Below are 26,048 nucleotides of genomic sequence, written 5' to 3'. Positions count from 1 at the left end.
GCCTATATAGACGCGGTATGCCAACCCTCAAGGCGTAAGGAAACCCCATGACTCCCCACACGAACCTTGGACAGAAAATCGCGTGGGACGACACCGTCCTGCCATTCCAGCTTGATCTGAGCGACATCCGCGGGCGCGTTGCGCGCCTGGATGGCGTGCTTGATCAGGTGCTGGCGCAACACGACTACCCGCCGGTGGTCGAAGCCGCCGTGGCCGAAGCCACGATGCTGACCGCATTGATCGGGCAGACGATCAAGCTGCGCTGGAAGCTGTCCTTGCAGGTGCGCGGCGACGGCCCATTGCGACTGATCGCGACGGATTACTACGGCCCGACCGAGGATGGCGCGCCCGCGCGCATCCGCGCCTATGCCAGCTACGACGCAGAGCGGCTGCAGCTGGATGCGGCCCCGTTCGGGCAGATCGGCAAGGGCTACTTTGCGATCCTGATTGATCAGGGCAATGACATGACGCCCTATCAGGGGATTACGCCCTTGGCGGGTGGCAGCCTGTCGGCCTGTGCCGAGACGTATTTCGCGCAGTCCGAGCAGCTGCCGACCAAGTTCGCGCTGACCTTCGGTCGCTCTACCGAGCCGGGCGAGAAGGAAAGCTGGCGCGCCGGTGGCGTGATGCTGCAGCATATGCCCAAGGCATCGCCTCTGATGGCGAAGCCGGAGGGTGGCTCTGGCGAGGAAGGCCTATTGGAAGCGGGCGACATCCTTGACGGGGATGCGGGCGAGAACTGGAACCGCGCCGGCATCCTGCTGGACACGGTCGAAGAGCTGGAGCTCATCGGTCCCAGCATTTCGCCCACGGACCTGATCTACCGGCTGTTCCACGAGGAAAAGCCGGTGGTCTTCGATCCGCAGTCGATCAAGTTCGGCTGCACCTGCTCGGAGGATCGGGTGCGACAGAGCATGTCGATCTATTCGGCCCGCGACCTGGAGCATATGACCAAGGAGGACGGCACCCTGACCGCCGACTGCCAGTTCTGCGGCGCGCATTACGTGATGGACCCGAAGACGCTCGGGTTCGAAGCCGAAGGCGCCAATGACGGGCAGTAAGACCCTCGACAAGATCGTGGCCGCGCTGGAAAACCCCGGCGCGGCCACGTCCGATTTCGACCTAAACCCCGACTATACGCCGCCCGAGGGGCGCAAGCTGCGGGATGCCGCCGTGCTGGTGCCACTGATCCGGCAGGCGGATAGGTTGCAGATGCTTTTGACCAAGCGGTCCTCTGCGTTGAAACATCACCCCGGCCAGATCGCCTTTCCTGGCGGCAAACGGGAGGAAGGCGAAAGCCTGTCCGATGCCGCGTTGCGTGAGGCGGAAGAGGAAATCGGCCTGCCCCGAAATACCTCGCGCCTGCTGGGCACGCTTCCCTGCCACGAAACGGTGACGGGCTTCACCGTCACACCCTTCGTCGCCATGATCGACGATCCGTTCGAGCCGAAGCCGGAGGCAGGCGAAGTGGCGGAGGTTTTCGCGGTGCCACTGTCCCACGTTCTTGAGCCTGCGAATTTCAAGGTCGAAGGCCGCCGCTGGCGGGGGCAACGACGGCACTACTACACAGTGCCCTACGGGCCCTATTACATCTGGGGCGCGACCGCGTGCATGCTGCGGGTTCTGGCCGACCGGGTTGCAACATGAAGATCGACGGCGACTGGCGGCGCGCGCCCGCGACCCAACGCGTGTTCGACGCATTGGAGCGCGCCGACATCACCGCTTTTTTCGTGGGCGGCTGCGTGCGCAACGCGATCCTCGGCGTCGATGTCTCTGACATTGATCTCGCCTCTGCCGCGCCACCTGGCGACGTGATCGCCGCCGTGGAAGCCACTGGCCTGAAAGCGGTCCCGACGGGAATCGAGCACGGCACCGTCACTGTCGTATCGGACGGCGTTCCGCACGAGATCACCACGTTCCGGCGCGACGTCACGACCGATGGACGCCATGCCGAGGTCGCGTTTTCCGACCGGATAGAGGACGACGCCGCCCGCCGGGATTTCACCATGAACGCGCTCTATGCCGACCGCCACGGCGCGGTGCAGGACCCCGTCGGCGGCCTGCCGGATTTGCGCGACAGACGCGTGCGGTTCATTGGCGACGCGGGCGCGCGGATCACCGAAGACTACCTGCGCATCCTGCGCTTTTTCCGCTTTCACGCGTATTATGGCGATCCGGCAGAAGGTCTTGATCCCGAAGGCCTTGCGGCCTGTGCCGCCCATGCCGATGGGCTGAGCCAACTCTCCGCCGAACGCGTGGGCGCCGAGATGAGCAAACTGCTTCTGGCCCCCGACCCCGCGCCCAGCGTTTTCGCGATGGCGCAAGCGGGCATTCTGGCGCGGGTCATGCCGGGGGCAGAGGTCACGGGTCTGCCGGTTCTGGTGCATCTCGAGGCTGCGCGCCCGCCACGGCTCGCGCGCCGGATCGCGGCCTTGGGCGGGAAAGACCTGAAAACGCTGTGGCGGCTATCCAACACTGTGGCCGATGAGGTCGCGCGGCTGCGCGATCTGATAGGGGCCACCAACGGTCTGTCTGAGATCGCCTATCGCCATGGCCGCGAGACCGCCGAGGACACGGCACTATTGCGCGCAGCCCTGTTCGAGCAACCGCTGAGCGGCTTGGACGAGATCGAGATTGGCGCGCAGGCGGTATTCCCGGTGAAGGCGGCGGACCTGATGCCCGCGCTCAGTGGGCCGGAACTGGGCGCAAAGCTCAAAGAGCTGGAGGCGCGCTGGATCGCGTCGGGTTTCACGCTGACACGGGACGCGCTCCTGTGAATTTCGACCCGCTCTACGCCTTTGTCTTCGCCGGCCTGTTCTCGCCCGGGCCGAACGTGATCCTGCTCACCGCATCCGGCGCGCGGTTCGGGTTTCGGCGAACCCTGCCGCATGTCCTTGGCGTGGCGGCGGGTGTGGGGATCACCTCGGCGTTGACCGGTTTCGGGGTGGGTGCAGTGTTGCTGTCCCTGCCAGCGCTGACCTTCGCACTCAAGATCATCGCCGCGGCGTGGATCCTGTGGATGGCGTGGAAGCTGTTTCGCTCGACCCGCGGGCCGCAGGCGGAAGGGCGGGATCGACCGTTTACGTTCATCGAGGCCGTGTTGTTCCAATGGGTCAATCCGAAGATCTGGGTGATCGCGATGGCGGCATCCTCTGGCTATGCCATCGGGCTGACCCCCGTACAGGAGGCGCTGCGGCTGGGCACCGCCTTTTCCGGCATCAACCTGTTCGTGTGCCTGTTCTGGACCTTCGCGGGCTCGCTGCTGACGGCGCTATTGGCAGAGCCACGCCTGTGGCGCGCCTTCATGAGCGTCATGGCACTGGCGCTAGCCGCCTCCGCCGCCATGGTTTTTCTGTAGCATGCGGCCTATATACTGACCTCGTTCCTGAGGTCATTGATGTTCCGCTTTCTAGAAAATCTGGTGGACCCGTACGCGCCGTTCGACGAGGTCGATGCGCCGCCGCGCAAGTTGTGGCCGTTCTTTCGCGCCTACTCCAAGCCGTTCCACAAGCTGTTCTGGGTGGCGGGCCTGCTGTCGCTGATCGGCGCCTTCGTCGAGGTCGCGCTGATCTTCTACATGGGCCGGGTCGTCGATTTGATGTCCTCGGGCAGCCCGGCGGAGGTCCTGTCGACCTATGGGCTGGAGCTGGTTCTGGCCGCAGGCTTCATTCTAATAATCCGCCCGCTTGTGCAGGCGATTGATGTCTCCGTTCTGAACAACGCGATCCTGCCGAATTACGGCACCCTGTTCCGGTGGCGGGCGCACAAGCACGTGCTGCGCCAATCCGTGGGATGGTTCGAGGACGACTTCGCCGGCCGAATCGCCAACCGGGTGATGCAGACCCCGCCCGCGGCAGGTGAGGTGATCTTTCAGGTGTTCGACGCGATCACCTTCGCCTCTGCCTATGTAATCGGCGCGGCGGTTCTGCTGATGGACGCCGACCCGCGCTTGCTGATCCCGCTGGCGGTCTGGCTGGTCCTTTACGGCTTCCTTCTGCGCTGGACGATCGCGCGGGTGACGCCCGCCTCCAAGGCCAGCTCCGACGCGCGCTCGATGACCACGGGGCGGGTCGTGGACAGCTACACCAACATCCACTCGGTCAAGCTGTTCGCCCACCACGAGAAAGAACTGGAATTCGCCAAGGAAGCGATCGAGACCACCCGCCAGACCTTCGCGCGCGAGATGCGGATCTTCACGATGATGGACGTGATGCTGGTCTGCCTGAACGGCATTTTGATCGTGGGGGTCGTCGGCTGGGCCATATGGCTTTGGGCGCAAGGCACGGCCTCGGTCGGCGCGGTGGCGGCGGCAACGGCACTGTCGCTGCGGCTGAACGCGATGACCGGCTGGATCATGTGGGCCATCTCGAGCTTCTTTCGCAATCTCGGCATCGTCGCCGAAGGGATGGAGACCATCGCGCAACCCATCACGCTGGTCGACAAGCCCGACGCTCCTGCGCTGGAGCTGCACGAGGGACGGGTTTCATTCGAAGGGCTGACGCATCATTACGGGCGCGACAAAGGCGGGCTCGATGGCGTGAGCCTTGATATCGCAGCGGGCGAGAAAGTCGGTTTGATCGGGCGATCCGGCGCGGGGAAATCGACCTTGGTGAAGCTGCTGCTGCGCTTCTACGACGCCGAGGGCGGGCGGATCACCATCGACGGGCAGGACATCGCCGAGGTCACCCAAGACAGCCTTCGCCACGCGATCGGGATGGTCAGCCAGGACAGCTCGCTGCTGCACCGTTCAGTGCGCGAGAACATCCTCTATGGCCGCCCGGATGCGACCGAGGAACAGATGCTGGCCGCCGCGATGCGGGCCGAAGCCCATGAGTTCGTGCTTGACCTCGAGGACCCGAAAGGCCGCCCTGGCTATGACGCCCATGTGGGCGAGCGCGGCGTGAAACTGTCCGGCGGGCAGCGCCAGCGTATCGGGCTTGCGCGGGTAATCCTGAAGGATGCGCCGATCCTTGTGCTGGACGAGGCAACCAGCGCGCTCGACTCGGAAGTCGAGGCCGCGATCCAGGACACGCTTTACGGCGTCATGGAGGGAAAAACGGTGATCGCCATTGCGCACCGCCTCAGCACCATCGCGCATATGGACCGGATCGTCGTGCTGGATGAGGGGCGCATTGTGGAGCAAGGCAGCCATTCCGAGCTTCTGGCAAGCGGCGGACTATATGCAGGGTTCTGGGCGCGCCAGTCAGGCGGGTTCCTCAACACGGACGCCGCTGAATGATGCAACCGATCCTGACCCTCATCGAGCCGCTTCTGCGACGGCTGGGCGATGCCATCGCCCCGTTTGCGACGGCAGAGACCCCGCCACCGCGCGAGCTTTGGCCATTTTGCAAATGGTGTCTGTCGGGCGCATGGCCTGTCCTGATTGTCGCCGCGCTTTTCTCGGCCTTCGCGGGCACAATGGAAGCGGTCACGGCCCTGATGCTGGGCTGGGTGATCGACGCCGCCGCCACATCAGGACCGGAGGGGTTCTTTTCCCAGAACCTAGGACTGGTCCTTGGCTTCACGGCGTTCTTCCTGATCGTCCGACCGCTGGCCTTTGGCACCAGCGCCGCCTTCAACGGCATCGTGGTGCCGCCGAACATATACCCGTTGATCCAAAGCCGCCTGCACCGTTGGACGCTGGGACACGCGGTGGATTACTTCGACAATGATTTCGCGGGCCGCATCGCGCAAAAGCAGATGCAGACCGCCCGCGCCCTGACCGAGGTCACCGCCGAGACGATTAACGTAGTGGCCTTCGCTCTGGCGTCGCTGTTTGGCTCGATCCTGCTGCTGTTCACAATCAACGGGGCGATGGCCTTGGCCCTGGCGATCTGGCTCGCGGGTTATATCGCCATGATCCGCTGGTTCATGCCGCGCATCCGCAAACGCTCCGCCGCGCGGGCCGGCGCGCGCACCATGGTGACGGGACAGGTCGTGGACACGATCACCAACATCAAGACCGTCAAGCTTTTTGGCCATTCCCGGTTCGAGGACCAGTCCGCGCTCGACGCCATGTCAGTGCTGCGCGATCGCGCGCTGGAGTTCGGGCGGCTCTCCACCGGCTTCCGCTTTGCGCTGATGGGCGCGGCGGGTGTCCTGCCGGTGCTGCTGATCGGCGGCACCGTGATGCTGTGGCAGTCCGGCGCGGCGTCGACCGGCGACATTGCCGCAGCGGGCGCGGTGTCGATCCGCATCGCGCAGATGACGGGCTGGGTCAGCTTCGCGCTGATGGGCATGTACGCCAATATCGGGGAGGTCGAGGATGGCATGCGCACGCTAACCCCGCCCCACGGGCTGGTGGATGCGAAGGACGCGCAGGATCTGAAAGTGCCTGAGGGGGAGGTCGTCTTTGACGATGTAACCTTCCGCTATGGCAAGCCCGTGGGCGGCATCGACAACGTGTCGCTGACCCTGAAGCCGGGCGAGAAGCTGGGGCTGGTCGGGGCCTCCGGTGCGGGGAAATCGACGCTCGTTTCACTGCTGTTGCGGCTCTACGACGCCGAAAGCGGCAAGGTGAGCATCGACGGGCAGGACATCACGGGCGTGACGCAGGAAAGCCTGCGCCAGAAGATCGGCATGGTCACGCAGGAGACGGCGATGTTCAACCGCTCCGCCCGCGACAACATCCTCTACGGACGCCCCGACGCGAGCGAGGCCGAGATGATCGCCGCCGCCAAGCGGGCCGAAGCCCATGACTTCATCCTCGATCTTGAGGACCATCGCGGTCGCAAGGGGTACGAGGCGCATCTGGGCGAACGCGGCGTGAAACTGTCCGGCGGCCAGCGCCAGCGGATCGCCTTGGCGCGCGCCTTACTAAAGGACGCGCCGATCCTGATCCTCGACGAGGCGACGAGCGCGCTGGACTCCGAGGTCGAAGCCTCAATTCAGTCCGCGCTTGAGATCGCGATGGACGGCAAGACCGTCATCGCCATCGCCCACCGGCTGAGCACCATCGCCCGGATGGACCGGATCGTCGTGCTGGAAGGCGGGCGCATTGTCGAGGACGGCACCCATGGCCAGCTGCTGGCGCGGGACGGAATTTACGCGGGCTACTGGCAACGGCAATCGGGCGGCTTTATAGGCATCGCAGACGCCGCCGAATAAGCGCCGAGAGAGCCCCATGCAAACCATCGAACGATTGAACCATAAGGGCGAAGGCGTGCCAGACACCGGCGCCCCGATCCCGCGCATGCTTCCGGGCGAGGTCATCGACGACGGGCGCATCGTCACCCCCTCCACCGACCGGGTCGCCGCCCCGTGCCGGCACTACAAAAGCTGCGGCGGCTGCGCGATGCAGCATGCGTCCGACGCGTTCGTCGCGGCGTGGAAGACCGACGTCATCCGTACGGGGCTCACCGCGCGCGGGATCGAGACGGAAATTCGCCCGATCCAGACCTCGCCCGCCCGCTCGCGCAGGCGGGCGATGCTGCACGGCAAACGTACCAAGAAAGGCGCGATGGTGGGCTTCTTCGGGCGCGGCTCGGATGCGTTGATCGAGGTTCCGGACTGCCAGTTGCTGGACCCGGCGATCCTCGAGGCGCTGCCCTTTTTCGAGGAGATCACGCTGGCCGCCGCGTCGCGCAAGGCGGTCGTTGGGATCATGGTCAGCGTGTCCGAGAACGGACTGGACATCGACGTGCGCGACGGCAAGCCGCTTTCGCCGCAAGAACAGCTGGAGATCGCGGCGTTGGCAGAACGCCACAAGCTGGCGCGCCTGTCCTGGGACGGCGAGGTTGTCGCGATGCGGCTGCCGCCGACGCAGAACTTCGCGGGCGCGAAGGTGACGCCGCCGCCCGGTGCTTTCCTGCAGGCCACGGCGCAGGGTGAGCGCGACCTAAGCCGCGCGGTGGCGGAAGCGGTGGGCGACGCGTCCCAAATCGCCGACTTGTTTGCGGGCTGCGGGACGTTTTCCCTGCCCGCCGCACGGCAGGCGGAGGTCTGGGCGCTGGAAAATGACGAGGCCCTGATCCGCACGCTGGACGACGGCTGGCGCAAGGCCGACAGCCTGAAGAAAGTGACCGCCGAAGTGCGCGACCTGTTCCGCCGCCCGGTCCTGCCAGATGAGCTGCGCAAGATCGACGCCGTCATTATTGACCCGCCCCGCGCCGGGGCAGAGGCGCAATCTGTCGAGCTTGCGGCCTCGACCGTGCCCCGGATCGCGGCCGTGTCCTGCAACCCGGTGAGCTTTGCCCGCGATGCCGAAATATTAATCAATGGCGGCTATGTGCTGAATTGGGTGCAGCCGGTCGATCAATTCCGCTGGTCCTCGCATGTGGAACTTGCCGCGCAGTTCACCCGGGCCCATATGGGCTGAAACCTGTAGGAGCCCCCATGTCCCTTCGCGCCCGCACGCAAGCGGTCCTTGATCGTCCTTTGACCCGGAATTTCATTCTGGGGGTGATCTTGTTCAACGCGATCATTCTTGGTCTCGAGACGGTCGATCCGGTGATGGAGGCTGCCGGGCCGCTGATCTTGACGCTCGATATGATCTGCCTGTGGATCTTCGTGGCAGAGCTGGCGGCAAAGCTTTTCGCTCAGGGCTGGGGCTTTTTCCGCAAGGGCTGGAACCTGTTTGACTTCGTGATCGTCGGGATCTCGCTTTTGCCCGGTTCCGGCAGCTTGTCGGTGCTGCGGGCCCTGCGCATCCTGCGTCTGCTGCGGGTGCTGTCGGTTGCGCCCTCGCTGCGGCGGGTGGTCGAGGGGCTGGTAACGGCCCTGCCCGGCATGGCGTCGGTGTTCCTGCTGATGGCGCTGCTGTTCTACATCGGCGCGGTGATGTCGACGAAACTCTTCGGCGCGGCCTTCCCCGACTGGTTCGGCAATCTTGGCCTGTCGGGCTACACGCTGTTTCAGATCATGACGCTGGAAAGCTGGTCGATGGGCATCGTGCGGCCCGTGATGGAGGTGTACCCTTACGCATGGATGTTCTTCATGCCGTTCATTCTGGTCACGACCTTCGCGGTGGTGAACCTTTTGGTCGGTCTCATCGTGAACTCAATGCAGGACGCCCACGCCGAAGAAAGCAATGCGGCGACGGATCAATACCGCGATGATGTTCTCGCGCGGCTCGAAGCGATCGAGCGCGCGCTGAAAGACCGCCGCGACTAACCTGCGGCGTCGATAATCTCGACTGCTTGCTCCGCGGTTTCGACGAAGTGGAACAGGTCGAGATCGTCTGCCCCGATGGTGCCCGCGTCCAGCAGGGCCTCCCAGTTGATGATCTTGCGCCAGAAGTCCTCGCCAAACAGCACGAACGGGACGCGCTGCATCCGGCCCGTCTGGATCAGCGTCAGCGCCTCGAACGTCTCGTCGAGGGTGCCAAAGCCCCCCGGGAACACCGAGATCGCGCGGGCGCGCATCAGGAAGTGCATCTTGCGGATTGCGAAGTAGTGGAAGTTGAAGCACAGCTCCGGCGTTACGTAGGCGTTGGGCGCCTGCTCGTGGGGCAGCACGATGTTCAAACCAATTGAGCGACCGCCCGCGTCCTGCGCACCGCGGCTGCCAGCCTCCATCACGCCGGGGCCGCCGCCTGTGACGATCACGTTGTCATTGCCATCCGAGCGCTCGGTCATCAGCTGCGCGAACTTGCGCGCCTCGTCATAGAACCGCGACAGCTCGCCCAAAGTCTTGGTGCGGGCCTTGTCTTTCTGCGAAGGCTCCGGGATGCGCGCGCCGCCAAACAGCACGATCGTGCTTTCGATCCCGGCCTCGTTCATCATCAGCTCTGGCTTGAGCAGTTCCAGCTGCAGCCGCACGGGGCGCAGTTCGTCGCGGCACATGAAGTCATCGTCTGTGAAGGCCAGCGCGTAGGCGGGCGACCGGGTCTGCGGCGTGTCCGGGATTTGCTTCACTTCCTCCATATCCTGGCGGGAGTGGCGCATAGGGTGCCTGCGGGTGTCGTCCTTCATCTGTGCTCTGCCTCTTGATTGCGCGTCTGCTTGATTCCGGTCTATAGGCGATCAAGTTTCGAGACCAGACACCTTAGAGGGAGCCACCATGTCCAACGCTGCACTAGAGACCGCCATCGAGGCCGCCTGGGAGGCGCGCGACACCATCACGCCCGCCACGACCGGAGAACAACGCGAGGCGATTGAGGACACGCTGGCCGCGCTGGACGGCGGCACGCTTCGCGTTGCGGAAAAGCAAGATGACGGCTCGTGGCATGTGAACCAGTGGGCCAAGAAGGCGGTCCTGCTGGGCTTCCGCATCAAGGATATGGAGCAGCAGGACGGTGGCCCGCAGGGCAGCGGCTGGTGGGACAAGGTCGACAGCAAGTTCTTGGGCTGGGGCGCGTCGGACTGGAAGACTGCGGGCTTCCGCGCCGTGCCCAACTGCGTTGTGCGCAAGTCGGCCTACATTGCGCCCGGTGTGGTGCTGATGCCGTCCTTCGTGAACCTCGGCGCCTATGTCGATGAAGGCACGATGGTCGACACCTGGGCCACGGTCGGCTCTTGCGCGCAGATCGGCAAGAACGTGCACCTGTCGGGCGGCGTGGGCATTGGCGGTGTGCTGGAGCCGATGCAGGCCGGCCCCACCATCATCGAGGACAACTGCTTCATCGGGGCGCGCTCCGAAGTGGTCGAGGGCTGCATCGTGCGCGAGGGCTCGGTGCTGGGCATGGGCGTGTTCATCGGCCAATCCACCAAGATCGTCGACCGCGAGACGGGCGAGGTCATGTATGGCGAAGTGCCGCCCTACTCTGTCGTGGTCGCGGGCTCGATGCCGTCGAAGAACGGGATCAACCTGTATTGCGCGGTGATCGTGAAGCGCGTGGACGAGCGGACCCGCTCGAAGACCGGGATCAACGAGCTGCTGCGGGACTGATTTCTGACGGATAAGTGACCAGGCGGCGGGCTCTCGTGAGTTCCGCCGCTTTTTGTTGCGCGCTATACGCGCGGGATGGACATCGTGTTCGCCTACCTTGCTGGGTTGCTGACCCTGATCAACCCCTGCGTTTTGCCGGTACTTCCGATTGTGCTCGCCTCGGCCCTGAACGCGGATCGGCGCGGGCCGCTGGCGCTGGCGGCAGGGATGAGCCTGTCCTTCGTGACATTCGGCATGGTCGTGGCAACCTTTGGGCGCGCGATTGGTCTGACCGAGCAAGTGCTGGCGGATACCGGCGCGGTCGCGATGTTGATCTTCGGCGCGGTGCTGCTGGTGCCTGCGCTGTCGTCGCGGTTTGAGCTGGCGATGGCCGGTCTGTCCTCGCGGGCGGACACCACTTTGGCAACCAGCACCTCAAGCGGGTTGCAGGGGCAGTTTCTGGGCGGGCTACTTTTGGGCGCCGTCTGGTCGCCCTGCATCGGGCCGACCCTCGGCGGCGCAATCGCGCTGGCGAGCCAGGGGGAAAGCCTGTTCTGGGCGTTTCTGATCATGGTCGGCTTTGCCGCGGGCGTCTCGACACTGATCCTTGGGATCGGACTTGGCGGGCAGCAGCTGATCCGCCGACGGACCGAGGCGTTGCGTGGTCTTGCCGCCCGCTCAAAACCGATCCTTGGGGCGGTGTTCATCGTCGTCGGGCTGATGATCCTGTTCCGCGTGAACCACGTGATCGACATCTGGGTGCTCGACAACCTGCCAAACTGGTTCAATGACCTATCAATCGCGATCTGACACAGGAGTTTTGTAATGAACAGACGTGCCTTTCTGATGACCACCGCCGCACTCGGCCTCGCGCCCATGGCTGCCCTTGCTGGCGGGCTGACCACAATCGACTACGACCGGACCGACCCGATCAAGGCGGCACTGGCCGAGGGCAAGACCGTGTTCGTAGACTACGCCGCGGACTGGTGCTCGACCTGCCGCAAACAGGAGCGGGTGATCAATGCGCTGCGGGCGGAAAACCCGGAATATGATGCCAACATCGTCTTTGTCCGTGTCGATTGGGATGATTTCGGAAATTCGCCGGTGGCGCGCGACCGCAACATCCCTCGCCGCTCCACACTGATCGTGCTGAAGGGCAATGACGAGCTTGGGCGGGTCGTGGCGGGCACCTCCACCGCGCAGATCAAAGAGCTGATGGACCGGGCCCTGGACGCTGCGCAAACCGCTTGATGGACACGCGGCATGGCCCTAGAGAGAGCGCCATGTCCGACAAGCCCAAACGCCCGCATCACGTCTATACGCTCCTCGTCGAGGTCGGCCGCAAGGATGGCGACGGCTTGCCCGAGCACGCGTCCGGCGCGGCCCTGATGTGCTACGCCAGCGGCGTGGACGAGGCGGAAGCGGTGCGGGAAACGGTGGCCCTGATGAAGCAGGCCGGGCTCGCGCCGCTGGATGTCACGGGATACGGGTCGCTGAAAGACCGCGAGGCCGAAGGTCATGATATCAGTGACGAAGAGCGCGCGCTGATGCAGCGCGCGCGCGATGAAAACTCGGTCGTGGTGGCGCAGACCACCGCGTTCTACGAGGACAGCAAGGCTCAGTAGCGGCGCGTTTTAGTTGCGGAAGCCCAGACGGTGCTCAGTCGCGAAACAACGCGCCTCGTCCGTGGTCAGGGCGCGCCCTTTGGTAACACCGTCCTTGTGCAGCGCGGCCATGGCGCAATTGCCGATCTTGATCGGCGCGGCGCTGTCGAGCTGGACCTGGTAAAGCAAATCGGTGCTGCGTGTCTCGGCGTGAAGCACCTTGCGGCTGTCGCTGAGCGCCCAGACCGGGACCATGACGGTCTCTTCGCCAAACAGGTATTCGGCAATGTCGGAAGTCACAACGATCTGCTGGTTCGGACCGACGAAGGCGTCCTGATCGAGACCGTAATAGGGTGCACGCACCATATAGGCATCGCGCGGTGCAGGTGCGGTCAGCACATGACAGACGCGCGCTTCCTGTCCGTCGGCATTCAGGACAAGATCGCCCGCAGACAATTCGTCGACGCGGCGTGGCCCGAACGGCGTCGCGATGCGGGTCGCGGCCATCAGGCCCGTGCCGTCAACGGCGGAGGGAAGCTGATTGATATTGGCGTGAGACGGAAGAAACGCGTTGTCCGCGCTGTCACGGCCATTGTTGGCCTGCAACGCAACTGTCTGCGACAAAGCGGCTCGCCCCAGAAGGGCGGTGTGTCCGTATAATTTCAGCTCGATCCGTTTCATTACTTATTACCCCACAAGCGACCAACGCGGCCGTGTTTAGACGAGGGGTAACAAGCAAGACGGGACAAAACCATGCACAGTCGGTGATCATTCCGTGGAACAATCGTGGCATTGTTGCCGTATTTGGGTGCAATTCTAGGCCGCATGGCCCTGCGTCAGCAAAAGCTGCGCCTCATACCCTTTCAGCGCTGCGCGCGCCGCGGTGCCGTACCCCAGGCCCGTTTCGGGATCAATCTGGGGGAAAAGAGTGCATATTTCGTTTACAACATCCGCGTCGAAGGAATTGAGCGTCTGCGGGCCCGGCAGGAAGCTTTCGGTGGCGAGCCCTTCGGAGAAGACGACCTGATGATCGTCGAACAGGATGTGCACGTAGGTGACCGTCTGCCGGGATTTGTCCCGGCGCACGGTGTGATCGTTGATGAGATCCTTGGCGGCCACCAGCACCTCTTGCTGACCAAACAGCATCTCGGCCCGCTCGTCGCGGATCAGCACCCGGTGCTGCGGGGACAGGGACACGGTGTCGTGGTCGCCGAACGCTCCGCCTTCGATCCGGATCGGCGTCTGGTCACCCGTCGCGGGTACCGAGCGCGCTCCGATCCAGCGGAGGGGCTGCGGGCCGTGATCCTTGGTCAGCACCAGATCGCCCGGCTCCAGCATCTCGATCGCGCAGGGGCCGTCGGGCGTCTCGAGCATCGTTCCCGCCACAAAGCATGGGATCGGGTTGATGAACACGAAGGCCGTGTCCGAGATACCATCGTCATTCTCGACCGTGTAGCTGAAGCTGACCGTCTCGGTATCGGCATCGTTCAGCACTGTGAAGGTGCCGTCCGCATTGACGGTGATCTGCTCCCCGGTGGCCAGGTTTACAACGCTGCCCGCGGTGACCTCCTGCCCGTTGATATGCGTGATTGTTAGCGTACCGCCATCGCTGTCCTGATCATTCGCCAACACGTCGAGCGTGCCGCTTTCGTTCGGGTCCAGCCGGATTTGGTCATCGACGGCAAGTACATCGCTTTGGATAGAGCCCGCAGCGATTAGCAGGTTGCTGTCGTAAGCGCTGTCGGAAACATCGGCGATGCCGATCTTGATGGAGTTCACCACACCGGGATTGACGTTCAGCGTCAGGGTCAGGGTGGCGGTGAAGCCATCCATTTCCGTGTTGAAGGCGTCGTTGGTGTTGTCGTTGTAGAGGTTGAAGTTGTTCACGTCCGAGATGTTGGTGATCGAGGAATCCCCGTCCCCCACGGCAAGACTGACCGGCGCGCCGTTGACCCAGACGCCCACCAGGTCGTTGTAGATCGAGTTCACGAATTCCGGGTATTCCTCGGACGAGTAGACAAACTGGATCGACAGCGTGTCGCCATCGGGAATGAAGTCCACCTCGAGGATCGACGCGTCGTAGGTGTTGGTCCCGGCGAGCGCATTGAAATCGGCATCGTTGTTCACGCCGGGCGTATTGGTCGACGTGTTGGTCGACTGGTTGGCCTCTGCCCCGCCCTGATTGCCGTTGCCATTGCCGTTATTGCCGTTGCCGTTCCCATTGCCAGACGAGTTGGTGACATCGCGGGCGCGGCCGGTGGACAGGATCACGCCGGTGTCGCCTGGGGTCAGGTCGGGGGCGACCGTGTCGCCGTTGGTGTAAATACCGGAGGATTGCGACCACCCGTCGTAATCGGCGGAGACCACGGTCGCACCGCTCCCGAAAATCAGGTTGGCCATGTCCAGAGCCGACGCGTTTTCTTGGATCGGAAGTTCCGATGCCGCTACCATGACTGCCTCCGTCTCCCAGAGGGCAGGCGAGCGTGCGGATCAAGGGGACTCCTCCCCTATTGTCGCAATACACAACAACTTTTCAATCAAACCGCTCGAATGGCCCTTTGCGGACCAGATACCCTGCCTCGGGCATTTTTTTATTAAATTATGGTTAACTTTCTTCCCCCGGCTCGGGAAAGAAAAAACTGGGCTGGCGGCTGAAGCAGCGTTCAATTCCAGGGTTTTTCGACCGCCCTGTTGCCATTGCGCCTCACCTTCGAGGCAAGCTAGAACACCCCCAATGCCCGGAGGCTTTTGCATGACCCAACCCATTGATCCCGTTGCCCTAACGTCAGACCTGGTGCGGTGCGCCTCTGTGACCCCTGAAGAAGGTGGCGCGCTTGGGGTGCTTTCAGACGTGTTGGAGGTGGCCGGGTTCACTTGTACCCGAGTGGACCGCGGGGAAGTATCAAACCTCTATGCCCGTTGGGGCGACAAGGGCGCTGCGAGGAGCTTCGGTTTCAACGGGCACACGGATGTGGTGCCTGTCGGAGACCGTGATGCGTGGACGGTGGACCCGTTCGGAGCGGAAATCAAAGACGGATATCTCTACGGACGCGGCGCTACGGATATGAAATCCGGCGTCGCGGCCTTCGCCGCCGCCGCCGTGGATTTCGTGCGAGAGAGCCCGCCCAAGGGCGCGGTTATACTGGCGATCACCGGCGATGAGGAAGGCGACGCGATTGACGGCACGGTGGCCCTGCTGGACTGGATGGAGCGCGAAGGCGAGCGGATGTCGGCCTGTCTTGTGGGCGAGCCAACCTGCCCGAACAAAATGGGCGAGATGATGAAGATCGGGCGGCGTGGCTCGATGACCGGGTTCTTCACGGTGAAAGGCATTCAGGGCCATTCCGCCTACCCGCACCGCGCCCTGAACCCGGTGCCGGTGATGGCGCGGCTGATGGACCGGCTGGCGTCCCATGAACTGGACAGCGGGACCGAGCATTTCGACGCCTCCACGCTGGCCGTCACGACCATCGACACCGGCAACCCCGCCAACAACGTGATCCCCGCCGAATGCAGCGCGACGGTGAACATCCGGTTTAACGACGCCCATAGCTCAGGCAGCCTGTCGACATGGCTGCGCGACGAGGCGGACCGGATCGCGGATGAAAGCGGCGCCACGGTCGATCTGCGCATTCAAGTCTCTGGCGAGAGCTTCATCACCCCGCCGGGCGATCTGTCCGCGCTGATTGCCGCCAGCGTCGAGGCAGAGACGGGCGTTCGCCCGGAGATGAGCACCACTGGCGGCACCTCTGACGCTCGCTTCGTCAAGAACCACTGCCCGGTGGTGGAGTTCGGACTGGTCGGCAAGACCATGCACCAGGTCGACGAGCGGGTGGCCGTCGATCAGGTGCATCAACTCAAGGCGATCTACGCGCGTATCCTGCAGGATTACTTTGCGTAAGACGCTCGTCGTCATGGTGAAGGAGCCGCGACCGGGTCGGGTGAAGACCCGGCTGGGCCGCGATCTCGGCATGGTAGGCGCGGCGTGGTGGTTTCGCCATCAGGTCGCCTCGGTCCTTCGGCGGCTGCGTGATCCGCGTTGGGATCTTGTATTGGCGGTGTCGCCCGATCACGAGGGGCTTGCCTCCCGTGTCTGGCCCGAGGACCTGCGGCGCTGGCCGCAAGGGCGCGGTGATCTGGGCGACCGTATGGGCGCGGCCTTCGCGGTGATGCCGCCCGGTCCGGTCTGCATCATCGGCGCGGATATCCCCGATGTGAGCCGCGGCGCCGTAGCGGAGGCGTTTGCGGCGTTGGGCGCGGCGGCCGCCGTGTTCGGCCCTGCGCCCGATGGCGGCTACTGGCTTGTTGGGCTGAAGCGATTGCGCCGCCATGCGGGGATGTTTGACGGTGTGCGCTGGTCGACCGAGCACGCGCTGGCAGACACGATTGCCTCGCTCAAAGGCGCGCGGGTGGCCTATGTGCGCGAGCTGCGTGACGTCGACACCGTGGCGGACCTGAGGAATTGAGTATTTTTGCCAAAACGAAGCCATGACCTGCGTGCGCGGGCGTGATAGGCGGGCGGAATGAAAACGCTGCCCACCAAAGACGAAATCCTCGCCTGGATCGAGGACAACCCGACCAAAACCAACAAGCGCGACATAGCGCGGGCTTTTGGGATCAAGGGGGCGGCGCGCATTGATCTCAAGCGCATCCTCAAGGAGCTGACCGCCGAGGGGCATCTGGAGAAGCGCCGCAAGACCTATCGGGAGGATGGCGCCCTACCCCCGGTGTCGGTGTGCCGTGTACTGGCGCCCGACGCCGATGGCGATCTGTTCGTCGAGCCGGTCGAGGCGGGGGAGACGCCACCGCGCGTCTTGTTCATGGCGAAATCCTCTGACCCGGCGCTGGCGGAAGGGGACCGGGTGCTGTGCCGTCTGACGAAGGTGTCGGGCGAGGATTACGACTACGAGGCGCGGCTGATCCGGCGCATCGGCACGGGTCCCACAAAAATCCTCGGCATTTTTCGCAAGGGGGCCGAGGGCGGTCGTGTAACCCCGATCGACAAGGGCTCCGACAAGGAATGGCGAGTGCCGCCGGGCGCCGTGTCAGGGGCCTTAGACGGCGAGCTGGTTGAGGCGGAGCAGACCGGCCCGCGCGCCCGCATGGGCCTTCCGCAAGCCCGCATCGTGGCGCGCTTGGGCAACCCGAGCGATGCACGCGCGGTGTCGCTGATTGCGATCCACCAGCACGGCATCCCCGACGATTTCCCCGAGGACGTCGTCGCAGAGGCGGAGGCCGCGCAACCCGTGGAGCTGGGCGCGCGCGAGGACCTGCGGGAGCTGCCGCTGATCACCATCGATCCGTCCGATGCCCGTGACCATGACGACGCCTGCTTTGCCCATGCCGATGACGACCCGGCCAATCCCGGCGGCCACGTGATCTGGGTCGCGATTGCGGATGTGGCGCATTACGTGCGGCCCGGCTCGGCGCTGGACCGCGAGGCGCGCAAGCGCGGCAACTCGACCTACTTCCCCGACCGCGTGGTGCCGATGCTGCCCGACGCGCTGTCGGGTGATCTGTGCTCGCTCCATGAAGGCGTCGAGCGGGCCTGCATCGCGGTGCGCATGGTCGTCGATGCCCAAGGGCGCAAGCTGTCGCACCGGTTCACGCGCGGTCTGATGAAGTCGCCGGCGGCTTTGAATTACGAAGAGGTGCAAGCGGGCCAGGATGGGGCGCCCAACGACAAGGTCGCACCCTTCATGGAAGGCGTCATCGCACCGCTTTACGCGGCCTACCACGCGCTGGCCGATGCCCGCGCGCGGCGCGAGCCGCTGAACCTCGACCTGCCCGAGCGACGGATCGCCATGGATGAGGTCGGGCGCATTGTCTCGATCGCGTTCCGGGAGCGGCTCGACGCGCACAAGCTGATCGAAGAATTCATGGTGCTCGCCAATGTCTGCGCCGCAGAGGAGCTGAAGGCGCGCAAGGTCGAATTGCTCTACCGCGTGCACGAGGAGCCCGGGCCGGAAAAGCTCGAGGCCTTGCGCGAGATCGCGCAGGCCTCTGGCTTCGTGCTGGCCAAGGGGCAGGTGTTGCAAACGAGCCATTTGAACCGGCTGTTGAAGCAGGCGGAAGGGTCGGAGCATCAGGAATTGATGAACATCTCCGCCCTGCGCGCCATGACCCAGGCCTACTATGCGCCGGAGAATTTCGGCCATTTCGGGCTGGCGTTGCAGAATTACGCGCATTTTACCTCGCCCATTCGCCGCTACGCCGACCTGATCGTGCATCGCGGGCTGATCACCGCCCATGGCTGGGGCGATGACGGGCTGCAGGAGGACGATCTGAAAGCGGTGGGCGAGCAGGTGTCGATGACCGAGCGGCGCTCGATGCTGGCGGAGCGGGACACGACGGATCGCTATCTGGCGGCCTACCTGTCCGACCGGGTCGGCACCGAGGTCGAGGGCCGCGTGAGCGGGATCGCGCGGTTCGGGCTGTTCGTGAAGCTCGACGAAAGCGGGGCCGATGGGCTGGTGCCCATCGGCACGCTTGGCCGCGAATACTTCGCCTATGACCGTGACGCGCAGACCCTGACCGGCGAGAAATCCGGCGTGGTCATCGGTATCGGCGACCGGGTCCTGGCGCGACTTGCGGAGGCGACGCCAGAGACCGGCGGGCTGGTGCTGGAACTGCTGGAACTGGACGGCAAACCTCTGCCACAAACCGGTGGGCCTGCGCGCAAGATGGGCGCACGCGGGCGCAAACTGGGCAAGTCTCGGTCGAAATCGGCAAAGCTGAAGAAGAAGCTCAAGCGCAAGCGGTGACAGGGCGCAATTCCTGCGGTAGATTAACCCCATCGAGAACGCGCCGCAGAGCGCGCAACGCAGGTGGTTTACCATGAAGACAGGGATCATGATCTCTTTGAGCGCGCTCGCCTTCGGGCTGAGCCCGGCCTTTGCCAAGGACATGTCGAAACGCCCGGTCGTGCGGCCGGATCTGGTGTCGGTCGCATCGACGAAGGGGATCGTGCTGCCGACCGGTGGCTCGGCTCTGGCCGTGCGTCGTTCGCTAAGGCCGCTGGTGCGGGTCGATGCGCAGGTGACACGGGAGGCGCCAATCCTGCTCGCAAGCTCGAACGCGCGGTTCGACGCTTGGATCAACGCATTCCGCGGCCGCGCCTTGGCGCAGGGCATCTCGGAGCGCACCTTCGAGCGGGCGTTTCGCGGCGTGCGCTATGATCCGGAGGTCATCAAGCGCGACCGCAACCAATCGGAATTTACCAAGACCTTGTGGGATTACCTCGACTCTGCAGCCAGTAACACAAGGATTTCCAACGGCAAATCCGCCATCGCCAAGCATCGCGCGACCCTGCAGCGGATCGAGGCGCGCTACGGCGTCGACAAGGAGGTTGTCGCCGCGGTCTGGGGGCTGGAGAGCGCATATGGCACCTTCAAAGGCTCCAAGGACCTGGTGGGCTCGCTCGCCACTTTGGCCTTTGACGGGCGGCGCGGCGCGTTTTTCGAAGGGCAGTTGATCGCGGGTCTGAAGATCATTCAGGCCGGTGATGTGGAGCCGCGGGAGATGACCGGATCATGGGCCGGGGCGATGGGGCACACGCAGTTCATCCCGACCTCCTACCTCGATTATGCGGTCGATTTTACCGGCGACGGCAAGCGCGATATCTGGGGCGACGACCCGACCGACGCCCTGGCCTCGACCGCCGCGTATCTGGCGAAATTCGGCTGGGCCAAGGGCCAGCCCTGGGGGGTTGAAGTCACGGTGCCACGTGGGTTCGACTACAGCCTCGCAAACCGTAAGATACTGAAATCGCCCGGGGAATGGGCGCGTCTTGGGGTGCGGGACATGGCGGGGAACGCGGTGCCGAACCACGGGAAAGCGTCAATCCTGCTGCCCGCCGGCGCGAAGGGTGCGGCCTTCATGATCTTCAAGAATTTCGAGGTGATCGAGCGCTACAACACTGCCGATGCCTATGTGATCGGCGTGGGACACCTGTCTGATCGGCTCAAGGGCAAACCTGCCATTCAGGCGAATTGGCCGCGGGGCGATCGCGCGCTGAAGTTCTCCGAGCGCAAGGAATTGCAAAAGCGGCTGACGGCGAAGGGGTTTGATACCAAGAAAATCGACGGCAAGATCGGACCGCTCACCATCGAGGCGGTGCGCGGCTACCAACGGTCGGTCGGGCTGGTGCCGGATGGGTATGCGTCGCTGGATATTCTCAAGAAGCTGCGCTGAAATGGGTTAACGCGGCGGTCGCTGGGGCGCGTTGCGGCAACGCCCCACCCCGCACGAGCGCGCGTTAACCTTTGAAATCAGGCGATTTTGCGGTGTCGGATAGCTGTCGGCTTTGCGTCGGACTTCTGTCGGGCAAACTGTCGGCATTGACGCCGAAGCGCGTCGCCACGTTAACCAAAGTGAAGACTTCGTAAACGGCGCGCCGCCCCAGCCTAGCCCCGTTTCGCGGACAAGGTTGCGACGCCGAGCGTGTCGAGCACCCGTGCCTCGATATCCGCTGCGGTGAGACCCGCCATGGCGTACATCTCCGCCGGGCTTGCCTGATCGATGAAGATATCGGGAAGCACCATCGAGCGGAATTTGAGGCCAGTGTCGAATACCGCGTTCTCCGCCAAAAGCTGCGCGACATGGGAGCCGAAGCCGCCGACGGCGCCCTCTTCGATCGTGATCAGCGCCTCGTGGTGACGGGCCAGCTGCAGGATGGCCTCCGCGTCCAGCGGCTTGGCGAACCGCGCGTCGACCACCGTGGGCATGATGCCCTTGGCAGACAGGTTTTCGCAGGCGGTCTGGACCTCTGACAGGCGGGTGCCGAAACTGAGGATGGCGATCTGGTTGCCCTCTTGGATCAGGCGGCTCTTGCCGATCTCCAGCACGGTGCCGCCCTCAGGCAGCTCAACGCCAACGCCCTCGCCCCGCGGGTAGCGGAAGGCGGTCGGGCCGTCATCATAGGCGGCGGCGGTGGCGACCATGTGCATCAGCTCCGCCTCGTCGGCGGCGGCCATCATGATCATGTCGGGCAGGTTCGTCATGAATGCGGTGTCGAAAGAGCCCGCATGGGTGGCCCCATCGGCCCCCACAAGCCCGGCGCGGTCGATGGCGAAGCGGACAGGCAGCTTCTGCAAGGCAACGTCATGGACAACCTGATCGTAACCGCGCTGCAGGAAGGTCGAATAGATCGCGCAAAACGGCTTCATGCCGCCCGCGGCGAGGCCTGCGGAGAAGGTCACCGCGTGTTGTTCCGCGATACCGACGTCAAAGCAGCGCGACGGGTAGCGGTCGCCCATCAGGGTCAGGCCGGTGCCGTCGGGCATGGCGGCGGTCACAGCGCAGATCTTGGGGTCTTTCTCGGCCAGACGAACCAGCTCCTTGCCGAAAACAGAGGTGTAGCTGGGCGCGTTGGAGGGCGCTTTCTTCTGCTCGCCCGTGACCAGATCGAACTTGGCGGTGGCGTGACCGCCATCGGCGGCGTTCTCGGCCGGGCCGTAGCCCTTGCCCTTCTTGGTGATCGCGTGGATCAGCACCGGGCCATCGGCGCGGACCTTCACGGTGCGCAGCACGGCGAGCAGCTGTTCCATGTCGTGCCCGTCGATGGGGCCGACATAGGAGAAGCCCAGCTCTTCAAAAAGCGTGCCGCCGACGGTCGCGGATTTCAGCAGCTCCTTGGCGCGGCGGGCCCCTTCCTGAAACGGCTCGGGCAGCAGGGAAACCGCGCCCTTGGCGGCGGCCTTGAATTCTTGGAACGGCGCGCCCGCATAGAGGCGCGACAGGTAGGACGACATCGCGCCGGTGGGGGGCGCGATGGACATCTCGTTGTCGTTGAGGATCACGATCATGCGCTTGCCCAAGTGGCCTGCGTTGTTCATCGCCTCATAGGCCATGCCCGCAGAGATCGAGCCGTCGCCGATCACGGCGATGCAGTCGCCCAATCCGTGCTCCGGCGTGCCGCCGAGATCGCGGGCGACCGCCATTCCGAGCGCGGCAGAGATCGAGGTGGAGCTATGGGCCGCCCCGAACGGGTCGTAGGGCGACTCGGTGCGTTTGGTGAAACCGGACAGCCCGTCTTTCTGCCGGATCGTGCCCATACGATCGCGCCGCCCGGTGAGGATCTTGTGCGGGTAGCACTGGTGCGAGACGTCCCAGATCAGCTTGTCGCGGGGGGTGTCGAACACGGCGTGGATGGCAACGGTCATCTCGACCACGCCAAGGCCCGCGCCGAAATGGCCACCGGTCTGCGAGACCTGCGCAATCGTGTCGGCGCGCAGCTCGTGCGCGAGCGTGGTCAGCTCGGCGTCAGAGAGCGTCTTCAGATCGGACGGATAGCTGACGCGGTCCAGCAAGGGGGTCTTGGGCTTATCCATCTGCGTCTTCCTTCACGTATCGCGGTCGATGACGAACCGTGCGGCCTGTCTTAGGTTGTCTGCGCGCGCGCCGTAAGGGGAAAGCGCATCATTGGCCTGCCCTACCAGCTCGCGGGCGCGGGATTTTGCGCCGTCCATGCCCAGAAGGGTCACAAACGTGGCCTTGCCCGCCTCGGCGTCCTTGTGCACGGCCTTGCCCATCTTCGCAGCGTCGCCTTCGATGTCCAAGATGTCGTCGGCAATCTGGAAAGCAAGGCCCAGCGCTTGCGCGTATTGGCGCAGGGGCGCCGGGTCCGCCTTGGCGAGATAGGCGCCGGCCGTGCCGGACCATTCGATCAGCGCGCCGGTCTTGCCCGCCTGCAGCCGGGTGATCTCGGGCAGGGTCAGGGGGCGGTCGGCGCTTTCGGCCTCGATATCCAGCGCCTGACCCAACACCATGCCTTGCGCCCCGGAGGCTTTGGCGAGGGAGGAGACCAGCGTGACCCGGGTGTCGGCATCCGTGTCGAGCCCGGCGAGCACCTCGAACGCGAGGGTTTGCAGCGCGTCGCCGGTCAGCACGGCGATGGCCTCGTCCCACTGGATATGCACGGTCGGCAGGCCGCGGCGCAGGTCGTCATTGTCCATGCAGGGCAGGTCGTCATGCACGAGGCTGTAGGCATGGATCATCTCGATTACGGCGGCGGTGGGGTCGGCCAGCGCCGGGTCCACGTCGTGCAGCCGCGCGCCCTCCATCACCAAAAATGCGCGCAGGCGCTTGCCGCCATTGCAGGTGTAGCGCATCGCCTCGGCGATGGTGCCGTCGAGCGGCTGCATGGCGGTATCGAGCGCGGCCTGAACCCGGGCCTGCGCGTCCTTGAGCGCGTCTTGAAACACTTACATGCCTTCGACGGGTGCGGTCCCAGACGGCTGGCCATCGGCCCCAAGCGTGATTTGAGCGACCTTCTCTTCGGCCTCTTTCAGCTTGGTCTCGCAGCGCTTCTTCAGCTCCGCCCCGCGCTCATAAAGCTTGATGCTGTCTTCGAGAGCCACGTCGCCGCGTTCCAGCTGGCCCACGACCTGCTCCAGCTCTGCCATGGCCTGCTCGAAGCTCATTTCGGATACGGGGGTGTCAGCCATGGGTGCCTCGCTGGATCAGTACTTGCAGATGCGCGCGGGTGGACGCGGCGAGGCCATCCAGATCATATCCGCCCTCCAGAGTCGAGACGACGCGGCCCTGCGCATAGGTATCGGCGACATCGCACAGCTGCTCGGTCACCCAGGTGAAATCGGCTTCGTCCCAGTTGAGATTGGCCAGCGGGTCGTTGCGATGCGCGTCAAAGCCCGCGGAAATCAGGACGAGCTGCGGCTTGAACTCATCGAGGGCGGGGAAGACCATGCGCTCGTAGGCCAGACGCAGCTCCACCCCGCCGGTATGCGGGTCGAGCGGGACATTGAGAATGTTTTCATGGGCCCCGCGCTCGGACGGCGCGCCGGAGCCGGGATAGAGCGGCATCTGGTGGCTGGAGATGAACAGCGTGCGCTCTTCGTCCCACAGAAGATCCTGCGTGCCGTTGCCGTGGTGCACGTCGAAATCCACAATCGCCACACGCTCCAACCCATGCACATCGAGCGCGTGCTTGGCCGCGATGGCGATATTGCCGAAAAGGCAAAAGCCCATGGGCGTCGTCTTTTCGGCGTGGTGGCCGGGCGGGCGCATGGCCGCGAAGGCGTTTTGCACATCGCCCTTAATCACTATGTCCACGGCGGTTGTCATGGCGCCCACCCCGCGGTAGGCCGCGCGCAGCGAGCCGGGGGACATATGCGTGTCGGCATCAAGCGCCACGGTGCCTTCCGCAGGCGCGGCCTCGGTCACGGCGTCGATATGAGATTGCGGGTGGCAGCGCAGGATGGCCTCGTCCGTGCCCATCGGGGCCTCGACACGACGCAAGCCGGTCTGATCCATCCCGTCGATCGCGGCATAAATCGCCATCAGCCGGTCAACGCGTTCGGGGTGTCCGGGTGGCGTGATGTGCTGCAGCCCGTCGGGGTGGGTAATGAGTGCGGTCGTCATATCAATCCGGTGCCAGCATGTATCCGGCCCCGCGCACGGTCTGCAGATAGCGAGGCTGTTTCGGGTCGGCTTCGATCTTGCGACGCAGCCGGGTGATCTGCACGTCGACGGCGCGCTCTTGGGCCTGGCCCTTGTCGCGGCCCAGATCTTCGACCAGCTTGGAGCGCGACACGGGCTCGCCCGGCTGGGACGAGAAGATGCGCATCAGGGCGACTTCGGTCGCGGTCAGACGGATCAGGTCTTCGCCCTGCCACATCTCGCCGCGTTCGATGTCATAGCGAATGTCGCCTAGTGTCAGCACCTTTGGCGTCTCGACCACCTCTTCGGTGGCGGGCACGCGGCGCAGGATGGCGTTGATCCGCAGCAACAGCTCCTTCGGCTCGAACGGTTTGGGCAGGTAGTCATCCGCGCCCGCCTCCAGCCCCGAAATCCGGTCAGAGCTTTCGCCCTTGGCGGTCAGCAACAGGATCGGGGTGTCGCGGCTTTTGCGCAGCTCTTTGGTGAAGGTGATGCCGTCATCGCCGGGCATCATCACGTCGAGCACGATCAGGTCGAAATCCAACCCTTCGAGCAGGCGGCGCGCATGTTCGGCGTCGCGGGCAGAAGTGCACCAGAAGCCGTTGCGCGACAGGAATTGCTGGATCAGTTTGCGGATCCGCTCGTCATCATCGACGATCAGCAGGTGCGCGTCGTTTTGCGACAGGGCCATCTACGCGCCCTCCTTGAAGGTCTTGAAGTGGCGACGCATTTCGGGGTCCATGATCTGTTCCAGCACTTGTCTAAAGCCCGCCACGGCTTCTGGCCCGGCGTCGCGGTAGGCGGCGCGCATGCGCACGCGCTGCGCCTCTGACAGCTCTTTCTCCAGCGCCTGACCCGCGTCGGTCAGGTACAGATGCCGCTCCCGGCGGTCCTGCTTGCCGACCCGGCTTTCGACCAGCCCGTCTTCGATCAGCGCGCGCAGCACGCGGTTGAGCGACTGTTTGGTGACGCCAAGGATGTCGAGCAGGTTGTTCACGGTGGTGCCGGGCGAGCGGTTGATGAAGTGCACCGCGCGGTGATGGGCGCGGCCATATTGATGCTCCGCCAGAATGCGGTCCGGGTCAGCGGTGAAGCCCCGATAGGCGAAAAACATCGCCTCGATGCCGCGGCGCAATTGGTCATCGGTCAGAAACAGCAGGCTCTCGCCGCTGCTTGGGTTTTGACCTGTCCCTCGGTCAGACATGGAGCTGGTCCTTTGCTCTCGATTACCGGCATATT

Annotated in this window: 25 protein-coding genes; 16 read left to right on the top strand and 9 right to left on the bottom strand. The window is 64.4% G+C overall.

Annotated elements, in window-relative coordinates; genetic code table 11:
• The first annotated feature begins 47 nt into the window (after positions 1–47).
• From hslO to C8N43_RS13460, 8 genes are read left to right on the top strand one after another with little or no spacing between them, the layout of a single operon-like run.
• Positions 48–1,061 carry an Hsp33 family molecular chaperone HslO gene (hslO, locus tag C8N43_RS13495; protein ID WP_107846094.1) on the top strand — a complete coding sequence of 338 codons (1,014 nt, stop codon included), beginning with the start codon at positions 48–50 and terminating at the stop codon, positions 1,059–1,061.
• Positions 1,048–1,647, top strand: coding sequence for a CoA pyrophosphatase (locus C8N43_RS13490; RefSeq protein WP_107846093.1), 600 nt, complete (start codon positions 1,048–1,050; stop codon positions 1,645–1,647). The genes hslO and C8N43_RS13490 overlap by 14 nt, the downstream gene beginning before the upstream one ends.
• A complete protein-coding gene (locus C8N43_RS13485) occupies positions 1,644–2,777 on the top strand; it encodes a CCA tRNA nucleotidyltransferase (protein WP_107846092.1) in 1,134 nt (377 codons plus the stop codon). Before C8N43_RS13490 ends, C8N43_RS13485 begins: the two co-directional genes overlap by 4 nt.
• Entirely contained in the window at positions 2,774–3,358 is a 585-nt protein-coding gene (locus C8N43_RS13480; RefSeq protein ID WP_107846091.1) for a LysE family translocator, read from the top strand. Before C8N43_RS13485 ends, C8N43_RS13480 begins: the two co-directional genes overlap by 4 nt.
• Positions 3,359–3,397: 39 nt before the next feature.
• A complete protein-coding gene (locus tag C8N43_RS13475) occupies positions 3,398–5,239 on the top strand; it encodes an ABC transporter ATP-binding protein (RefSeq protein WP_107846090.1) in 1,842 nt (613 codons plus the stop codon).
• Positions 5,236–7,107 carry an ABC transporter ATP-binding protein gene (locus tag C8N43_RS13470; RefSeq protein ID WP_245913000.1) on the top strand — a complete coding sequence of 624 codons (1,872 nt, stop codon included), beginning with the start codon at positions 5,236–5,238 and terminating at the stop codon, positions 7,105–7,107. The genes C8N43_RS13475 and C8N43_RS13470 overlap by 4 nt, the downstream gene beginning before the upstream one ends.
• 16 nt (positions 7,108–7,123) lie before the next feature.
• Positions 7,124–8,317, top strand: coding sequence for a class I SAM-dependent RNA methyltransferase (locus tag C8N43_RS13465; protein ID WP_107846089.1), 1,194 nt, complete (start codon positions 7,124–7,126; stop codon positions 8,315–8,317).
• A gap of 17 nt (positions 8,318–8,334) precedes the next feature.
• Entirely contained in the window at positions 8,335–9,111 is a 777-nt protein-coding gene (locus C8N43_RS13460; RefSeq protein ID WP_107846088.1) for an ion transporter, read from the top strand.
• Here C8N43_RS13460 and C8N43_RS13455 read toward each other — a convergent pair.
• Complete coding sequence (locus C8N43_RS13455) at positions 9,108–9,911, bottom strand: LOG family protein (protein WP_107846087.1); 804 nt, start codon at positions 9,909–9,911, stop codon at positions 9,108–9,110. The genes C8N43_RS13460 and C8N43_RS13455 overlap by 4 nt on opposite strands.
• 88 nt (positions 9,912–9,999) lie before the next feature.
• Between C8N43_RS13455 and dapD the strand changes: the two genes are divergently transcribed.
• The 4 genes from dapD to C8N43_RS13435 all read left to right on the top strand — a co-directional run bounded on the left by dapD (position 10,000) and on the right by C8N43_RS13435 (position 12,431).
• Positions 10,000–10,827: a 2,3,4,5-tetrahydropyridine-2,6-dicarboxylate N-succinyltransferase gene (gene dapD, locus C8N43_RS13450; protein ID WP_107846086.1), complete on the top strand. Its 828-nt coding sequence runs from the start codon at positions 10,000–10,002 to the stop codon at positions 10,825–10,827.
• A gap of 75 nt (positions 10,828–10,902) precedes the next feature.
• The gene (locus tag C8N43_RS13445) at positions 10,903–11,616 is read left to right on the top strand and encodes a cytochrome c biogenesis CcdA family protein (protein WP_107846085.1); all 714 of its coding nucleotides are present in this window, start codon (positions 10,903–10,905) and stop codon (positions 11,614–11,616) included.
• 15 nt (positions 11,617–11,631) lie between these two features.
• Complete coding sequence (locus C8N43_RS13440; protein WP_107846084.1) at positions 11,632–12,057, top strand: thioredoxin family protein; 426 nt, start codon at positions 11,632–11,634, stop codon at positions 12,055–12,057.
• Positions 12,058–12,089: 32 nt separating this feature from the next.
• Positions 12,090–12,431 (top strand): hypothetical protein, encoded by a 342-nt coding sequence (locus C8N43_RS13435; protein ID WP_107846083.1) that lies wholly within the window; start codon positions 12,090–12,092, stop codon positions 12,429–12,431.
• 9 nt (positions 12,432–12,440) lie between these two features.
• Here the strand turns inward: C8N43_RS13435 and C8N43_RS13430 are convergent, their stop codons facing one another.
• Both C8N43_RS13430 and C8N43_RS13425 read right to left on the bottom strand, forming a co-directional pair.
• The gene (locus C8N43_RS13430) at positions 12,441–13,091 is read right to left on the bottom strand and encodes a Hint domain-containing protein (RefSeq protein WP_107846082.1); all 651 of its coding nucleotides are present in this window, start codon (positions 13,089–13,091) and stop codon (positions 12,441–12,443) included.
• Positions 13,092–13,226: 135 nt separating this feature from the next.
• A complete protein-coding gene (locus C8N43_RS13425) occupies positions 13,227–14,861 on the bottom strand; it encodes a Hint domain-containing protein (protein ID WP_107846081.1) in 1,635 nt (544 codons plus the stop codon).
• Between the two features lie 301 nt (positions 14,862–15,162).
• Here C8N43_RS13425 and dapE point away from each other — a divergent pair, with 301 nt between their 5' ends.
• The 4 genes from dapE (at position 15,163) to C8N43_RS13405 (ending at position 20,603) form a co-directional block, all read left to right on the top strand.
• Positions 15,163–16,311 carry a succinyl-diaminopimelate desuccinylase gene (gene dapE, locus C8N43_RS13420; protein ID WP_107846080.1) on the top strand — a complete coding sequence of 383 codons (1,149 nt, stop codon included), beginning with the start codon at positions 15,163–15,165 and terminating at the stop codon, positions 16,309–16,311.
• On the top strand, positions 16,304–16,876 hold the full coding sequence (locus C8N43_RS13415; RefSeq protein WP_107846079.1) for a TIGR04282 family arsenosugar biosynthesis glycosyltransferase: 573 nt from the start codon (positions 16,304–16,306) through the stop codon (positions 16,874–16,876). The genes dapE and C8N43_RS13415 overlap by 8 nt, the downstream gene beginning before the upstream one ends.
• Before the next feature lie 57 nt (positions 16,877–16,933).
• Positions 16,934–19,174, top strand: a complete 2,241-nt coding sequence (gene rnr / locus C8N43_RS13410) for a ribonuclease R (RefSeq protein WP_107846078.1) — start codon at positions 16,934–16,936, stop codon at positions 19,172–19,174.
• 73 nt (positions 19,175–19,247) lie between these two features.
• Complete coding sequence (locus tag C8N43_RS13405; protein WP_245912999.1) at positions 19,248–20,603, top strand: lytic murein transglycosylase; 1,356 nt, start codon at positions 19,248–19,250, stop codon at positions 20,601–20,603.
• Between the two features lie 212 nt (positions 20,604–20,815).
• Here the strand turns inward: C8N43_RS13405 and dxs are convergent, their stop codons facing one another.
• Genes dxs through C8N43_RS13375 form a run of 6 tightly spaced genes read right to left on the bottom strand, consistent with a single transcriptional unit; the run spans position 20,816 to position 26,013 of the window.
• A complete protein-coding gene (gene dxs, locus C8N43_RS13400) occupies positions 20,816–22,741 on the bottom strand; it encodes a 1-deoxy-D-xylulose-5-phosphate synthase (RefSeq protein WP_107846076.1) in 1,926 nt (641 codons plus the stop codon).
• Between the two features lie 12 nt (positions 22,742–22,753).
• On the bottom strand, positions 22,754–23,614 hold the full coding sequence (locus tag C8N43_RS13395; protein ID WP_342748726.1) for a polyprenyl synthetase family protein: 861 nt from the start codon (positions 23,612–23,614) through the stop codon (positions 22,754–22,756).
• Positions 23,615–23,857: an exodeoxyribonuclease VII small subunit gene (locus C8N43_RS13390; RefSeq protein WP_107846075.1), complete on the bottom strand. Its 243-nt coding sequence runs from the start codon at positions 23,855–23,857 to the stop codon at positions 23,615–23,617.
• On the bottom strand, positions 23,850–24,791 hold the full coding sequence (locus tag C8N43_RS13385) for a histone deacetylase family protein (protein WP_107846074.1): 942 nt from the start codon (positions 24,789–24,791) through the stop codon (positions 23,850–23,852). Before C8N43_RS13385 ends, C8N43_RS13390 begins: the two co-directional genes overlap by 8 nt.
• 1 nt (position 24,792) lies before the next feature.
• Positions 24,793–25,494 carry a response regulator gene (locus tag C8N43_RS13380; RefSeq protein WP_107846368.1) on the bottom strand — a complete coding sequence of 234 codons (702 nt, stop codon included), beginning with the start codon at positions 25,492–25,494 and terminating at the stop codon, positions 24,793–24,795.
• Positions 25,495–25,500: 6 nt separating this feature from the next.
• Positions 25,501–26,013: a MarR family winged helix-turn-helix transcriptional regulator gene (locus tag C8N43_RS13375; protein WP_107846073.1), complete on the bottom strand. Its 513-nt coding sequence runs from the start codon at positions 26,011–26,013 to the stop codon at positions 25,501–25,503.
• Between the last annotated feature and the right edge of the window lie 35 nt (positions 26,014–26,048).

The sequence above is a fragment of the Litoreibacter ponti genome (assembly GCF_003054285.1).
In the GTDB taxonomy this organism is placed as follows: domain Bacteria; phylum Pseudomonadota; class Alphaproteobacteria; order Rhodobacterales; family Rhodobacteraceae; genus Litoreibacter; species Litoreibacter ponti.
The sequence above is the reverse complement of the archived record's forward strand: the minus strand, read 5'-3'. Positions and strand labels throughout refer to the sequence as shown.

What these genes read in the sequence shown, in the direction of transcription:
- C8N43_RS13485 (WP_107846092.1), top strand. Translation starts at nt 1,644, where the DNA reads ATGAAGATCGACGGCGACTGGCGGCGCGCGCCCGCGACCCAACGCGTG.
- C8N43_RS13430 (WP_107846082.1), bottom strand. Translation starts at nt 13,091, where the DNA reads ATGAAACGGATCGAGCTGAAATTATACGGACACACCGCCCTTCTGGGG.
- C8N43_RS13490 (WP_107846093.1), top strand. Translation starts at nt 1,048, where the DNA reads ATGACGGGCAGTAAGACCCTCGACAAGATCGTGGCCGCGCTGGAAAAC.
- C8N43_RS13425 (WP_107846081.1), bottom strand. Translation starts at nt 14,861, where the DNA reads ATGGTAGCGGCATCGGAACTTCCGATCCAAGAAAACGCGTCGGCTCTG.
- dapE (WP_107846080.1), top strand. Translation starts at nt 15,163, where the DNA reads ATGACCCAACCCATTGATCCCGTTGCCCTAACGTCAGACCTGGTGCGG.
- C8N43_RS13470 (WP_245913000.1), top strand. Translation starts at nt 5,236, where the DNA reads ATGATGCAACCGATCCTGACCCTCATCGAGCCGCTTCTGCGACGGCTG.
- C8N43_RS13445 (WP_107846085.1), top strand. Translation starts at nt 10,903, where the DNA reads ATGGACATCGTGTTCGCCTACCTTGCTGGGTTGCTGACCCTGATCAAC.
- rnr (WP_107846078.1), top strand. Translation starts at nt 16,934, where the DNA reads ATGAAAACGCTGCCCACCAAAGACGAAATCCTCGCCTGGATCGAGGAC.
- hslO (WP_107846094.1), top strand. Translation starts at nt 48, where the DNA reads ATGACTCCCCACACGAACCTTGGACAGAAAATCGCGTGGGACGACACC.
- C8N43_RS13385 (WP_107846074.1), bottom strand. Translation starts at nt 24,791, where the DNA reads ATGACGACCGCACTCATTACCCACCCCGACGGGCTGCAGCACATCACG.
- C8N43_RS13455 (WP_107846087.1), bottom strand. Translation starts at nt 9,911, where the DNA reads ATGAAGGACGACACCCGCAGGCACCCTATGCGCCACTCCCGCCAGGAT.
- C8N43_RS13390 (WP_107846075.1), bottom strand. Translation starts at nt 23,857, where the DNA reads ATGGCTGACACCCCCGTATCCGAAATGAGCTTCGAGCAGGCCATGGCA.
- C8N43_RS13405 (WP_245912999.1), top strand. Translation starts at nt 19,248, where the DNA reads ATGAAGACAGGGATCATGATCTCTTTGAGCGCGCTCGCCTTCGGGCTG.
- C8N43_RS13435 (WP_107846083.1), top strand. Translation starts at nt 12,090, where the DNA reads ATGTCCGACAAGCCCAAACGCCCGCATCACGTCTATACGCTCCTCGTC.
- dxs (WP_107846076.1), bottom strand. Translation starts at nt 22,741, where the DNA reads ATGGATAAGCCCAAGACCCCCTTGCTGGACCGCGTCAGCTATCCGTCC.
- C8N43_RS13375 (WP_107846073.1), bottom strand. Translation starts at nt 26,013, where the DNA reads ATGTCTGACCGAGGGACAGGTCAAAACCCAAGCAGCGGCGAGAGCCTG.
- dapD (WP_107846086.1), top strand. Translation starts at nt 10,000, where the DNA reads ATGTCCAACGCTGCACTAGAGACCGCCATCGAGGCCGCCTGGGAGGCG.
- C8N43_RS13440 (WP_107846084.1), top strand. Translation starts at nt 11,632, where the DNA reads ATGAACAGACGTGCCTTTCTGATGACCACCGCCGCACTCGGCCTCGCG.
- C8N43_RS13475 (WP_107846090.1), top strand. Translation starts at nt 3,398, where the DNA reads ATGTTCCGCTTTCTAGAAAATCTGGTGGACCCGTACGCGCCGTTCGAC.
- C8N43_RS13465 (WP_107846089.1), top strand. Translation starts at nt 7,124, where the DNA reads ATGCAAACCATCGAACGATTGAACCATAAGGGCGAAGGCGTGCCAGAC.
- C8N43_RS13460 (WP_107846088.1), top strand. Translation starts at nt 8,335, where the DNA reads ATGTCCCTTCGCGCCCGCACGCAAGCGGTCCTTGATCGTCCTTTGACC.